Genomic DNA, 13,134 nt, shown 5'->3' on the forward strand with positions numbered 1-13,134 from the left:
CGGTCAATTCAAAAAGCCCCTTTAGGGGCCACGTTGGTAAAGTGCCCTTATAGGGCGAAACTAAAACCGCCCGTTTTACGGGCGGATAATTATTTCTAAACGAATTAATTAAAAAGTGGGAAATAAGCATATCACTATTGGTTTAACTTAGTTGTTGGCAAATTTCTAAAGAATGTATTTGCTCTATTAGCCCATACTATAGCTATAGCCTATTTGAGGACAAGGATACAAAGGCTTCCTTCCCTAGTGGTAATAGGAGTTCTGAACCGAAGACAGTAAGTTTTTAAAAGGAGTGTACGAATAGTGGAAAAAGACACCGAGAAGAAAGATGGACAGGAACAAGAACAAGGTGATGAACAACAATCACCATCGTCAATCGTTCAAAAAATTCAAGCGCTTGGGCAAACAAACATCCCACAAGCACCGGACTCTAACATACATGTGTTATCTATTATTGGCCAAATTGAAGGTCATATCCAATTACCTCCACAGAATAAAACAACTAAATATGAGCATATACTACCTCAATTAATTGCTATTGAACAAAATCCTAAAATAGAAGGCGTAATACTATTATTAAACACGGTTGGTGGCGATGTAGAGGCTGGACTTGCACTATCAGAGATGATTGCATCACTTTCGAAGCCAACAGTATCTATTGTGCTTGGTGGCGGTCATTCCATTGGGGTTCCGATAGCAGTATCGACCAATTACTCGTTTATAGTTCCTACTGCAACCATGACTATCCATCCTGTACGGTTAACAGGTCTGGTGATTAGTGTGCCACAAACATTTGAATACTTAGATAAGATGCAAGAGCGGGTAATTAACTTTGTAGTCAACCATTCCCATATTAAAGAAGAAAAGTTTAAAGACCTAATGTTTGCAAAAGGTAATTTAACGAGAGATATTGGAACAAATGTAGTTGGAGAAGATGCGGTAGAATATGGATTGATTGATGAGGTTGGGGGAGTAAAAGAAGCGATGACAAAGTTAAATGAATTAATCAACGAAGGTAAAGGAAACGAACAACAGGAGGTCATTCAATGATCCATTATACGCCATTGTCAGAATCAGATATTTATCCAATTGACGAAGTGGCTTATACAAATCGAAAGTGTGTCACCTATGAAGGCAAAACAGTGTTTGTCGAAAAAAACACAAATGGTGAGTATCAATTAGTGCAATTACTCTCAACAGATCCTCAGGATTATTTAAATGAAAAGTTTAATCCTGGAACAATTATTCCATAATGAGAATGTCATATGGACAACACTATGATATACTATATATGATGGAACATTATACCCCTTGCCAAATGAAAGGCAGGGGTTTATTACTAGTTGCCGCGCAAGTTTTAAGAGGTGAGAAAATGGCTAAAAAAAGAAGAAAAAAGAAGAAAAGCGCATTAAAAAAACAAGTCAAATTGGAACTTATTGGTTTATTGTTTATTTTTCTAGCAATCTTTGGTAGTGGTGCTAGTGCTATTAGTGGTGGAGCAATCCCAGGAGGCTTGGAGCATATTTTTAAATTCTTTTTGGGAATTTGGTATTTTATTGCTTCCCTGTTCCTATTAGCAACTGGTTTGTTCCTAGTAGTAAAAAGGCGTACGCCGAACTTCTTACATAAAAAAATGATAGGACTTTATATTGTAATTGCTGGAATACTTTTATATACCCATATACAGGTCTATGAAAATATTCTTAAGGTTGCTTCTGACACCTCTATTATGAAAGCGACTTGGAATACTTTTTTTGATTATGTTGCAGGGCAAGCATCAACTGGACAAACAGGTGGAGGAATGATTGGTGCTATGATTTTTGCGTTCTGCTACTATTTATTTTCATCTGTAGGAGCAAAGATCGTTGCTATATTTTCTGTGTTAATTGGTGTAATGTTTTTAACAGAATTTTCATTAGGTGATTTCTCAATCAAGCTAATCAATGATGTAAAGTCTTTATGGAAAAAGACAAGAAAAAAAATTGCTGGGCAGGAAAAGAAGAAAGCTAAGAGAGCTAATACTAATACTGATACTGATACTGTTGAGGTATTGATTGAGCCAGAGCCACTTACAGTAAATAAAGAAGAGGATTATCCGGCGGTAACCTATGCTTTCGAGCAGCAGCAAAGGATGTCATCTATTGAAGAGCCTTCAACTCCAGAAGAAGCATTAGAAGAAGCTGAAGACGATGAAATAGATTTAGAGCAGGCAATGCCGATGGCAGAAGCCGAAAACCCAGAATATATTCTACCATCACCAAATCTATTATCAGAGCCGATAAATAATGCTCAACAGCATGATAAAGCACAGATACAAGCGGTAGTTCGCAAGCTAGAAAAAACCTTTCACAGTTTTGGTGTGAAAGCACGTGTTACGAAGGTAAATGTTGGCCCAGCAGTCACGAAATATGAGGTTTATCCAGAGGCAGGCGTTAAGGTAAGTAAAATAGTTAATTTACATGATGATCTAGCCCTAGCACTTGCAGCCAAGGATATTCGTATAGAGGCACCTATTCCAGGAAAATCAGCTGTTGGAATAGAGGTTCCAAATCAAGAGATAGCCATGGTTTCACTACGGGAAGTATTAGATAGTACATCTAGTAATCAATCTTCTAAACTCCTTGTCGCTTTAGGAAAAGATATCTCAGGTGATGCAGTTTTAGCAGAATTAAATAAAATGCCCCATCTGTTAATTGCTGGTGCTACTGGAAGTGGGAAAAGTGTTTGTGTCAACGGGATTATCACAACCATATTAATGCGGGCAAAACCCCATGAAGTTAAAATGATGATGATTGATCCGAAAAAAGTAGAATTAAATGTATATAACGGTATTCCACATTTACTTGCACCTGTTGTAACAGATCCAAAGAAGGCTTCTCGTGCACTTAAAAAAGTAGTCGCTGAGATGGAGCGACGCTATGAGTTATTCTCTGAAACTGGAACACGTAACATCGAAGGCTATAATGAATATGTTCGAAAATATAATCATTCTTCAAATAACGAAAATGAACATCCAAATTTACCTTATATCGTTGTTATAGTAGATGAATTGGCAGATTTAATGATGGTTGCCTCAAGCGATGTTGAGGATTCTATAACAAGACTGGCGCAAATGGCTAGAGCTGCTGGAATTCATTTAATTATTGCAACACAGCGTCCTTCAGTGGATGTTATTACTGGGGTTATTAAAGCGAATATTCCATCGCGAATTGCCTTTAGTGTGTCCTCATCAACAGATTCACGTACAATTTTAGACTCCGGTGGGGCAGAGAGATTGTTAGGAAGAGGGGACATGTTATTTCTTCCAGTTGGTTCTTCGAAGCCTACTCGTGTACAAGGAGCATTCTTATCTGATGATGAAGTTGAAAGGGTTGTTGATCATTGTATTGAGCAACAAAAAGCAAGCTACCAAGAAGAAATGATACCTGAGGATACGAATGAAGTTGTTGAAGAGGTAGATGATGAATTGTTTGATGATGCAGTTCAGCTTGTAATGGAAATGCAAAGTGCAAGTGTTTCGATGCTACAAAGAAGATTTAGAATTGGTTATACAAGAGCAGCAAGACTTATCGATGCAATGGAATTAAGAGGAATTGTTGGACCGTACGAAGGAAGTAAACCTCGAGCAGTTTTAATAACTCAAACAGAAGAAAAATCGTCATAATGCACCATTTGTGTAATTTTAAGGCGGGGTTACATTGGAATGAATAAGTGTTTCCCCTGCTTTTTTTTGTAAACTAGTGTTAAAACTCCACTTTTTTCCATACTTTGTCTATCTAACTATTAGTCTGTTGGCTATTTTGTTAGAAAAAAAGAATAAAAATGTGGTAAGACTCGAAATTTTAAATAAAACTATTTATTTGTTTATAAAATAATGATATATTATTCAAGGTATGGTTGTCAGAGTTTGTCGTAATTCCTTTACCTTGAATTTTTTCTAGGTAAAAAGCAGGGGGGCTCTTATGTCTATAAAAGTGGACTCAAGGCATTTATATTTACAGGTAATCGATAGAATAAAACAAGATATTGAAAGCGGTAAATATAAAGCAAATGAAAAGCTTCCATCTGAATTTGAATTATCAAAGCAATTAGGTGTATCAAGGGCTACTTTACGTGAAGCACTTCGGCTTTTAGAAGAAGACAATGTTGTTATTCGAAAGCACGGGGTGGGGACATTTGTAAATCCTAAACCTATTGTATCTTCTGGTATTGAAGAGCTAACAAGTGTGACTTATATGATTGAGCAGGCTGGTAAAAAACCAGGTTCACAGTTCTTCCTAACGGATATTATCGAACCAACTGAGGAAGAAAAGTCTAAATTTATGCCTTTAGAAGTAAGAGAATTGGCAAAACTTGAACGTGTCCGTACTGCGGACGGAATACCAGTCGTATATTGTATTGATAAGGTGCCAAAAGACCTAATTCCTATTGAAGCTGCCCATACAGAGGATTCCTTGTTTAAGGTAATTGAACAACATACGGGAAAAAGAATTAGCTATGCTATCACCTATATAGAACCAGTAACTTATCATGAAAAGATTTATGGAATATTAAACTGTGATTTCGAACAATCCTTGTTATTGTTAAAACAAATGCATTATACGGATGATGACGAACCAGTTCTTTATTCTCTTAACTACTTTCGTTCAGATGTGTTTAGTTTTCATGTCTTCCGGAAACGTTTATAGCAGGATGGAAACACGCATTTTAGGAGGTGATTTTTTACTGTCGAGGAATTTAATGTGGTTACATAATAACATTACTATTTTTTAAAAAAATTTATTTAGGGGGCTTTGTTCATGAAAAAATTAGGCTTACTAGTGTTAATTTTAGGTCTAGGATTATTTCTAGCAGCATGTGGATCTGGCGATAAAAAAGAAGAAGGCAATAAAGAAAATGCTGGTGACAATGCAAAAAGCGGGGAAGCATCAGATTTCAAAGTTGGTTTAGTTACAGATACTGGTGGAGTTGATGATAAATCGTTCAACCAATCAGCTTGGGAAGGCTTAAAAGCATTTGGTGATCAAAATGGCTTGAAAGAAAATGAAAACTATGCTTATGCGCAATCAAAAAGTGAAGCAGATTATATCCCTAACCTACAACGCTTAGTTCGTGATAAGTTTGATCTAATCTATGGTATTGGTTATAAATTAAAAAATGACTTAACAAAGGTAGCAGAGCAAAATAGTGACAAGCATTTTGGTATTGTTGACGAAGTTATTGATGCTCCGAATGTAGTTAGCATAACTTTTAAAGAGCATGAGGGATCTTTCCTAGTAGGTGTTGCAGCAGCACTTAAAACGAAGTCTAATAAGATTGGCTTTATCGGCGGAATTGATTCTCCACTAATTAACAAATTCGAAGCAGGATTTATTGCTGGTGCAAAATCAGTTAATCCTAATATTGAAGTAGATGTAAAATATGCAGAAAGTTTTGATGATGTAGCAAAAGGTAAACTTATTGCTGCAAACATGTATGATAATGGAATTGATGTAATTTACCATGCAGCAGGTGGAGTTGGTAATGGCGTATTCCAACAAGCAAGAGATTTAAAACAAAGCGATGCTGATCGTGAAATTTGGGTAATTGGTGTTGACCGTGATCAACACGAAGAAGGTCAAATTGGTGATCAAAACGTAACATTAACTTCTATGGTTAAGCGTGTTGACGTTGCTGTAGAACAAGTTGCTACAAAAGCATTAAATGGTGAATTCCCTGGTGGAGAGCAACTAGAGTTTGGTATTGAAGAAAAAGGTATTTCATTCTCAACAGCAAACAAAGATGCAATGACACAGGATATCATTGATACTGTAAATGAATGGCAGGACAAAATTCTAAAAGGTGAAGTAAAGGTTCCTGCAACTCGTGACGATTTAAAAGAATTTGAAAAATCACTTTAAGAAAAAATTGTAGAATTGTCTTGGAAGTAAGGGTCTGTTCCATAAGTGGAAACAGGCCCTTATGGGACAATTCGCTAATTTTAGTCTAAAATCCTTAAATGAAGAAGATGAAATTCGTCTTTTTCATTTAATGATTTTATTCTTATGAAATCATATTAAACTATTAAAATACATAAAGAATCTAGAATCGTAGAATATAAGAGGGGTGACATTAGTGGATTATGTGATTGAAATGTTAAATATTCGAAAAGAATTCCCGGGTATTGTAGCAAATGATAACATTACAGTCCAGTTGAAAAAAGGGGAAATTCATGCACTTTTAGGTGAAAACGGTGCAGGAAAATCTACCCTAATGAACGTGCTATTTGGATTATACCAACCAGAAGCAGGAGAAATACGTGTTAAAGGTGAAAAGGTAAATATCACGAATCCTAATATAGCTAATGATTTAGGGATAGGAATGGTTCACCAGCACTTCATGCTTGTGGAGCCATTTACGGTAACGCAAAATATCATTCTAGGTAGTGAACCAAAAAGTAAGCTTGGAACGATAAATATAAAAAAAGCGGAAGCTGAAATTCAAGAAATTTCCGATCGTTACGGTTTAAGTGTGGATCCTACTGCTAAAATAAGTGATATTTCCGTTGGGATGCAACAACGTGTTGAAATTTTAAAAACATTATACAGAGGTGCTGAAGTCCTAATTTTTGACGAACCTACAGCTGTACTCACTCCTCAAGAGATAAATGAACTTATTGAGATAATGCGTTCTTTGGTTAATGAAGGAAAATCCATTGTCCTGATTACACATAAATTAAAAGAAATTATGGAAGTTTGTGATCGTTGTACTGTTATTCGAAAGGGTAAAAGTATTCAAACTGTGGAAATCAACGATACAAATCCAGATGAACTAGCTTCTTTAATGGTAGGGCGAGAGGTTAATTTTAAAACAGAGAAAAAACCAGCAGATCCGAAAGAAGTTGTTCTACATATTGAGAATTTATTTGTCAAAGATGCAAGAAAAGTAGATTTAGTAAAAGGGTTAAATTTAGACGTTCGTGCTGGAGAAATTGTTGGTATTGCTGGCGTTGACGGAAATGGTCAATCAGAGCTTATTGAGGCGATAACAGGTCTACGTAAATCGCAATCTGGAAAAATTATGTTAAAAGATAAGGAGATTACAAATCTTAGTCCTAGAAATGTAACTAAAAGTGGGGTTGGTCATATTCCACAGGATAGGCATAAGTATGGTCTAGTACTAGACTATCCAATTGGACTAAATATGGTTCTTCAAACGTATTATCATAAACCTTATTCGAAAGCCTCTATTCTGGATTATAAAGAAATTTATAAGAAAGCCAATGAACTAATTCAGGAATATGACGTAAGAACTCCTAGTGAATATACGCCTGCAAGGGCTTTATCTGGAGGTAACCAACAAAAAGCAATTATCGGACGAGAAATCGATCGTTCACCAGATTTATTAATTGCAGCTCAGCCTACACGTGGCTTAGACGTAGGAGCTATTGAATTTATTCATAAACGACTGGTTGAAGAACGAGACAAAGGTAAAGCGATTTTACTCGTTTCCTTTGAGTTAGATGAAATATTAGATGTAAGTGATCGTATTGCTGTTATGTTCGATGGTAAGATTGTGGCAAATCTTAAGCCCGAAGAGACAAATGAAAAAGAGTTAGGACTATTAATGGCTGGTAGTACATTAAACGGGGCAGGTGATTCAGATGACATCCAATAATCGTCTTTTTGGTATTCTTGTTCCTATCATTTCTGTTATTTTAGGTTTGATTGCTGGAGCAATTATTATGATTGTTTCGGGGCATAATCCAATACAAGGGTATGGTGCTTTATGGAACGGAGCTTTCGGTGATACTTTTACTATCGGAGAAACGGTTCGTCGAATCACACCGTATATCCTTACAGGTCTTTCAATTGCCTTTGCATTTCGTGCTGGTTTGTTTAATATCGGAGCAGAGGGTCAGGTTATTGTCGGATGGTTAGCGTCTGTTTGGGTTGGTTTAACAATAGATGCCCCAATGATTGTACATCTTCCTTTAGCCCTAATTGCAGGTGCTTTAGCAGGTGGACTATGGGGTTTTATCCCCGGCCTACTTAAAGCAAAGCTTGGGGTCCATGAAGTAATTGTAACCATAATGATGAACTATATAGCGATGTTTGTTTCGAATGAAATTGTCCGCTCTGTATTGACCGACCATGGTACAACAACTGACAACATTGCACTTACAGCATCCCTAGGTTCTGAATGGCTACAAAGTTTAACATCTTATTCTCGTATGCATTTTGGAATACTAATAGCATTATTCGCAGCAGCAATCATGTGGTTTCTAGTTGAAAGAACTACGATTGGCTATGAAATAAAGGCAGTTGGATTTAATAAACATGCATCAAAATATGCAGGGATGAATGTAAGTAAGAATATTATCCTTTCAATGGTTATTGCAGGTATATTTGCTGGACTGGCAGGTACAATGGAAGGTCTAGGAACATATGGTAATGTGTCTGTCTTATCTGCTTTTACGAATCTTGGTTTTGATGGTATTGCTGTTGCACTACTTGGTGCTAATAATCCATTAGGTGTTGTCATTGCAGCTGTTCTTTTTGGATCACTGAAAGAAGGAGCAGGTGAAATGCCAACTGGTGCTGGTGTTCCAACTGAACTGGTTGATATCATCATTGCATTAATCATTTTCTTCATTGCTTCTAGTTATATTATCCGCTGGGCATTACAGCGTTTTAATAAGGAGGGGAAATAAATGCTTCATATGTTAGAATTTATTGTACCAACTATATTATTCTATGCAGCGCCCCTTATCTTTACAGCGTTAGGCGGAGTTTTTAGTGAGAGATCTGGTGTAATTAATATCGGCTTAGAAGGTTTGATGGTTATGGGTGCCTTTGTTGGGATTGTATTTAACCTGACCTTTGCTGATGTATTTGGAACATGGACACCAACTGTTTCTGTATTAGTTGCTGCAATTGTTGGTGCTTTGTTTTCCCTAATTCATGCGGTGGCAGCTGTATCATTTCGTGCGGATCAAACGGTTAGTGGTGTTGCGATAAATATGTTAGCTCTTGGTATAGGACTTTACTTAACCAAGGTTTGGTATGGTAAAGGGCAAACAGATATGGTTACACAACCATTCTTCTCAAAAAGTATTCCGTTCTTATCGGATATTCCAATCATTGGTCCAATCTTTTTTAAAGGTGTATATATAACCTCCTATATTGCAATTATCGTTGCATTTATTGCTTGGTTCGTGTTATATCGAACTGCATTTGGGCTACGATTACGTGCTGTAGGAGAACACCCAATGGCCGCAGATACGAATGGTATTAATGTTTATAAAATGCGATATATTGCCGTTTTACTTTCAGGTGCTTTAGGTGGAATTGGTGGATCTGTATATGCGTTAACCATTGTGGCGAATTTCTCACACTCAACAATAGCTGGGCAAGGATTTATGGCTCTGGCAGCAGTTATTTTCGGGAAATGGCATCCGCTTGGTGCAATGGGAGCAGCATTGTTCTTTGGCTTTGCACAGAGCTTAAGTGTAGTAAGCACTGGAATACCTTTCTTAGAGGATATTCCGCAAATCTATTTACTAATTGCACCTTATGTACTAACAATTCTTGCTTTAGCAGGATTTATTGGTCGCGCAGATGCACCACGTGCAAATGGTATACCTTACGTTAAAGGTAGTAGATAAACTTAACAAGGTCTGTCCTTTCTGTATATCATACAGAAGAGGCAGGCCTTTTTTATCGTTGTCAATAGCTACTAAAAACGATTAATGGTAAACTATGGATAATAAAAAATTAATGGATTTGAGAAAATACGTACAAACTAAAGGGTAGCCCACAAATGTATATCGATAATTGGAGGAAATAGTATGGTGACGATAAATGAAGAAGTGAAAAATCAGAACGACATTACGTTACATTTGATTCCAAATGAAAAATTTAAGACTGTTAATATTGTAGTGAAATTTAAAGCGAGACTAAGTAGAGAAACTATTACGAAAAGAGCATTATTGCCTTACGTACTACAGCAAGGGCCAAGCAAGTATCCTAGTAGAAAAGAACTGCAAATCGCTTTAGATGATTTATATGGTGCAGTATTATCGATTGATGGTGGAAAAAAAGGAAACCATCATATTCTAAGTTTTCGATTAGAAGTTGCAAATGAAAAATTCATACCAAATGAATCAAGTATTGTTGAGGACGCGGTTAAGCTTTTAAATGAGGTGATTTTTAAACCTAATACAAAGGATCAAGCATTTAACGAATCGATATTTAATAGAGAGCGTGAAACGCTTAGACAGAAGATAAAGTCTGTTATAGATGATAAGATGAGATATGCAAATATGCGATTAATTGATGAAATGTGCGATGGAGAGCTATATCAGCTTCATGTCCATGGTTATGAAGAAGATTTAGATCAGATTACTCCAGAAGATTTATACACATATTACACCGAGCTTCTTCAAGAGGACCAAATAGATGTATATGTATTAGGTGATTTTGACTCCAATAAAATGGAAAAAATTATCTCTCCAATTATTGAGCAAGAGAAAAGAACCATCTCTGTTAAAAATGATGTAGAAGAGGAGAGTACACCAAAGAGAAAAGAGCCGAGAGAAGTGGTGGATAAACAAAATGTCCAACAAGCAAAACTGCATATTGGTTACCGCACCAATATTCGATATCAGGATGCAGAATATCCGGCTTTACAGGTATTCAATGGGATATTAGGTGCATTTCCGAATTCAAAGCTATTTATTAATGTACGCGAGAAAAATAGTTTAGCCTATTATGCATCATCTCGAATAGAAAGTCATAAGGGCCTACTCCTTGTGTTTAGTGGAATTGCTCCCGAAAATTATCAAAAAGCAAAAGATATTATGGAAGAACAAATGAGAGCGATGAAAGAAGGAGACATCACGGAAGACGATTTATCTGAGACAAAAGAATTAATTGTAAATCAGCTCTTAGAAACATTAGATCATCCGCAAGGTATTATCGAAATGCTGTATCAACAAGTAATTTCGGAAAAAGAATTAACACCTGATCAATTAATTGAACAAATTAAGAACGTTTCTATAGATGAGGTTATAGAGGTTGGCAAGAAAATCGAAGAGGATACGGTCTACCTATTAACAAGTGAAGGAGTTTCTGCGAATGAGTAAAAAAGATTATCGTCACATTAAAGAGACAATGTATAACGAGAAATTAGATAATGGATTAACTGTCTTTTTATTACCAAGACCAGCCATGTCTAAGACTTATGCTATCTTTTCGACAAATTATGGTGCTATCGACAGAAGCTTTGTACCGATAGGTGAAAAGGAAATAATTACCGTTCCAGACGGAATTGCCCATTTTTTAGAGCACAAGCTGTTTGAAAAGGAAGATCGTGATGTGTTTACTGATTTTGGAAAGCAAGGTGCATCGGCAAATGCCTACACCTCCTTTACAAAAACAGCTTATCTTTTTTCTGCTACCACCAATATCGATCAAAATGTGAAAACATTACTTGACTTTGTACAGGATCCCTATTTTTCCGAAGCCTCTGTAGAAAAAGAAAAAGGAATCATTGGCCAAGAAATTAAAATGTATGATGACCAACCTGATTGGCAGTCCTTTATGGGGACTTTACGAAGTTTGTTTACAAATTTACCGGTAAATATTGATATTGCGGGAACAGTGGAATCTATTGCGGAAATTACCAAGGATGATTTATATACATGCTATAATACCTTCTATCATCCGGGAAATATGACCTTATTTATAGCAGGAAATTTTGATCCAGAACAAATGATGTCATTCGTGAAAGAAAATCAACAAGCAAAAGAATTTGCTAGGCTAGAAGATAGCAAACGAGATTATCCGAAAGAGCCTGAAGAGGTTGCTCATAAAGAATACAAACTTACTATGTCAGTATCTGTTCCAAAATGTACAGTGGGTATAAAGGAATCCATTCAAGAGCTTGAAGGAGAAGACTTTATTCGTAAAGATATTTTACAGGACATTATGATGACATACTTCTTCTCAAAGAGTGGGCAATTCTATGACGATCTCTATCAGGAGAAACTAATTGATTCTAGTTTCTATTTTGAGACTAATTTAGAAAAAAACTTTGGGTATTCGATTATTGGTGGAAATACGGATAATCCCGACCAATTTACAGCGAAGATTAAAGAATTATTACTTTCAACTAAAACAATGGAAATCCCGACAGAGGATTTTGAGCGTATGAAGCGTAAGAAAATTGGCCAATTGCTACGTTCAATGAATTCGCTTGAAAATATTGCGGGCAAATATATTCATTATCATACGGTTGGGGTTGATTTTTTTGAGTTAATACCAACCATTCAAAACCTATCTGTTGAAGATGCCAATCAGTATCTAAAGGACTGGATTGATGAAGAGCGTTTAGGCGTTTGTAAAATTGTAGCGGAGTAGGAGAAACTGCGATGGGGAAAAACATTTTAATTATTGGTGCGAGTGGAGCTATTGGTAGCGCCATTACAGAGCAGCTAATATTGGATGGTCACCAATTGATCCTTCATTATCATCAAAATAGAGATGCAATTGATACTATACTGGAGAATGCTAAAGCTGAATCAATATTAGGGTTCATTAAGGCCGATCTAAGTAATATGGCTAATATTAGTGACTTTTTGGAAAAAATAGCGTATCCAGTAGATGCGATTATTTTTGCAAGTGGAATTGCGTATTATGGCTTATTTCAAGAAACACCAGATGAGGTAATGGAAGAGATGTTTTCTATTCATATAGGAGCTCCTCTTTTAATTACGAAGACTCTTCTTGGAGATATGCTACTGCGGAAAAACGGAAAAATAATTTTTATCTCCTCTATTTGGGGAGAGGTAGGAGCTAGCAATGAGGTCTTATATTCCACTGTAAAAGGTGCCCAAAATAGTTTTGTAAAAGCATTAGCAAAGGAAGTTGGTCCAAGTGGAATACTAGTTAATGCTGTTAGCCCTGGTTTTATTGATACAAAAATGAATCCACTAAGTGCCGATGAAAAGGAAGCTTTACTAGAAGAAATTCCCCTAAATCGGCCCGGTTTACCTGAGGATGTTGCTAATACAGTAAGCTTCTTACTGAGTGATAAATCAAACTACATTCACGGTGAAATAATAAGAGTAACAGGCGGATGGCATTGATCTGA

Annotated in this window: 11 protein-coding genes; all 11 read left to right on the forward strand. The window is 36.3% G+C overall.

Annotated elements, in window-relative coordinates; all coding sequences use genetic code 11:
- Positions 1 to 303: 303 nt before the first annotated feature.
- The 11 genes from HNR27_RS13400 (at position 304) to ymfI (ending at position 13,129) form a co-directional block, all read left to right on the forward strand.
- Positions 304 to 1,050, forward strand: a complete 747-nt coding sequence (locus HNR27_RS13400; protein ID WP_429340118.1) for a ClpP family protease — start codon at positions 304 to 306, stop codon at positions 1,048 to 1,050.
- Positions 1,047 to 1,253: a YlzJ-like family protein gene (locus HNR27_RS13405; protein WP_429340119.1), complete on the forward strand. Its 207-nt coding sequence runs from the start codon at positions 1,047 to 1,049 to the stop codon at positions 1,251 to 1,253. The genes HNR27_RS13400 and HNR27_RS13405 overlap by 4 nt, the downstream gene beginning before the upstream one ends.
- Before the next feature lie 119 nt (positions 1,254 to 1,372).
- Positions 1,373 to 3,664, forward strand: coding sequence for an FtsK/SpoIIIE family DNA translocase (locus HNR27_RS13410; protein WP_429340120.1), 2,292 nt, complete (start codon positions 1,373 to 1,375; stop codon positions 3,662 to 3,664).
- A 298-nt stretch (positions 3,665 to 3,962) separates the two neighbouring features.
- Positions 3,963 to 4,688 carry a GntR family transcriptional regulator gene (locus tag HNR27_RS13415; RefSeq protein ID WP_429340121.1) on the forward strand — a complete coding sequence of 242 codons (726 nt, stop codon included), beginning with the start codon at positions 3,963 to 3,965 and terminating at the stop codon, positions 4,686 to 4,688.
- 111 nt (positions 4,689 to 4,799) lie between these two features.
- The gene (locus HNR27_RS13420; RefSeq protein WP_429340122.1) at positions 4,800 to 5,900 is read left to right on the forward strand and encodes a BMP family lipoprotein; all 1,101 of its coding nucleotides are present in this window, start codon (positions 4,800 to 4,802) and stop codon (positions 5,898 to 5,900) included.
- Positions 5,901 to 6,114: 214 nt separating this feature from the next.
- Positions 6,115 to 7,656: an ABC transporter ATP-binding protein gene (locus tag HNR27_RS13425; RefSeq protein WP_429340123.1), complete on the forward strand. Its 1,542-nt coding sequence runs from the start codon at positions 6,115 to 6,117 to the stop codon at positions 7,654 to 7,656.
- Positions 7,643 to 8,692, forward strand: a complete 1,050-nt coding sequence (locus HNR27_RS13430) for an ABC transporter permease (RefSeq protein ID WP_429340124.1) — start codon at positions 7,643 to 7,645, stop codon at positions 8,690 to 8,692. Before HNR27_RS13425 ends, HNR27_RS13430 begins: the two co-directional genes overlap by 14 nt.
- Complete coding sequence (locus HNR27_RS13435; protein ID WP_429340125.1) at positions 8,693 to 9,646, forward strand: ABC transporter permease; 954 nt, start codon at positions 8,693 to 8,695, stop codon at positions 9,644 to 9,646.
- A 183-nt stretch (positions 9,647 to 9,829) separates the two neighbouring features.
- Positions 9,830 to 11,125 carry an EF-P 5-aminopentanol modification-associated protein YfmF gene (gene yfmF, locus HNR27_RS13440; RefSeq protein WP_429340126.1) on the forward strand — a complete coding sequence of 432 codons (1,296 nt, stop codon included), beginning with the start codon at positions 9,830 to 9,832 and terminating at the stop codon, positions 11,123 to 11,125.
- Positions 11,118 to 12,401 carry an EF-P 5-aminopentanol modification-associated protein YfmH gene (gene yfmH, locus HNR27_RS13445; protein WP_429340127.1) on the forward strand — a complete coding sequence of 428 codons (1,284 nt, stop codon included), beginning with the start codon at positions 11,118 to 11,120 and terminating at the stop codon, positions 12,399 to 12,401. Before yfmF ends, yfmH begins: the two co-directional genes overlap by 8 nt.
- A gap of 11 nt (positions 12,402 to 12,412) precedes the next feature.
- On the forward strand, positions 12,413 to 13,129 hold the full coding sequence (gene ymfI, locus HNR27_RS13450) for an elongation factor P 5-aminopentanone reductase (RefSeq protein ID WP_429340128.1): 717 nt from the start codon (positions 12,413 to 12,415) through the stop codon (positions 13,127 to 13,129).
- Positions 13,130 to 13,134 lie beyond the last annotated feature (5 nt).

Source organism: Ornithinibacillus bavariensis, assembly GCF_050433565.1.
GTDB lineage: Bacteria > Bacillota > Bacilli > Bacillales > Amphibacillaceae > Ornithinibacillus > Ornithinibacillus bavariensis.

Bases quoted from the DNA above. Each gene is read 5' to 3' on its own strand.
- HNR27_RS13405 (WP_429340119.1), top strand. From the start codon at position 1,047: ATGATCCATTATACGCCATTGTCAGAATCAGATATTTATCCAATTGAC.
- HNR27_RS13410 (WP_429340120.1), top strand. From the start codon at position 1,373: ATGGCTAAAAAAAGAAGAAAAAAGAAGAAAAGCGCATTAAAAAAACAA.
- HNR27_RS13415 (WP_429340121.1), top strand. From the start codon at position 3,963: ATGTCTATAAAAGTGGACTCAAGGCATTTATATTTACAGGTAATCGAT.
- HNR27_RS13420 (WP_429340122.1), top strand. From the start codon at position 4,800: ATGAAAAAATTAGGCTTACTAGTGTTAATTTTAGGTCTAGGATTATTT.
- HNR27_RS13430 (WP_429340124.1), top strand. From the start codon at position 7,643: ATGACATCCAATAATCGTCTTTTTGGTATTCTTGTTCCTATCATTTCT.
- HNR27_RS13435 (WP_429340125.1), top strand. From the start codon at position 8,693: ATGCTTCATATGTTAGAATTTATTGTACCAACTATATTATTCTATGCA.
- yfmF (WP_429340126.1), top strand. From the start codon at position 9,830: ATGGTGACGATAAATGAAGAAGTGAAAAATCAGAACGACATTACGTTA.
- yfmH (WP_429340127.1), top strand. From the start codon at position 11,118: ATGAGTAAAAAAGATTATCGTCACATTAAAGAGACAATGTATAACGAG.
- ymfI (WP_429340128.1), top strand. From the start codon at position 12,413: ATGGGGAAAAACATTTTAATTATTGGTGCGAGTGGAGCTATTGGTAGC.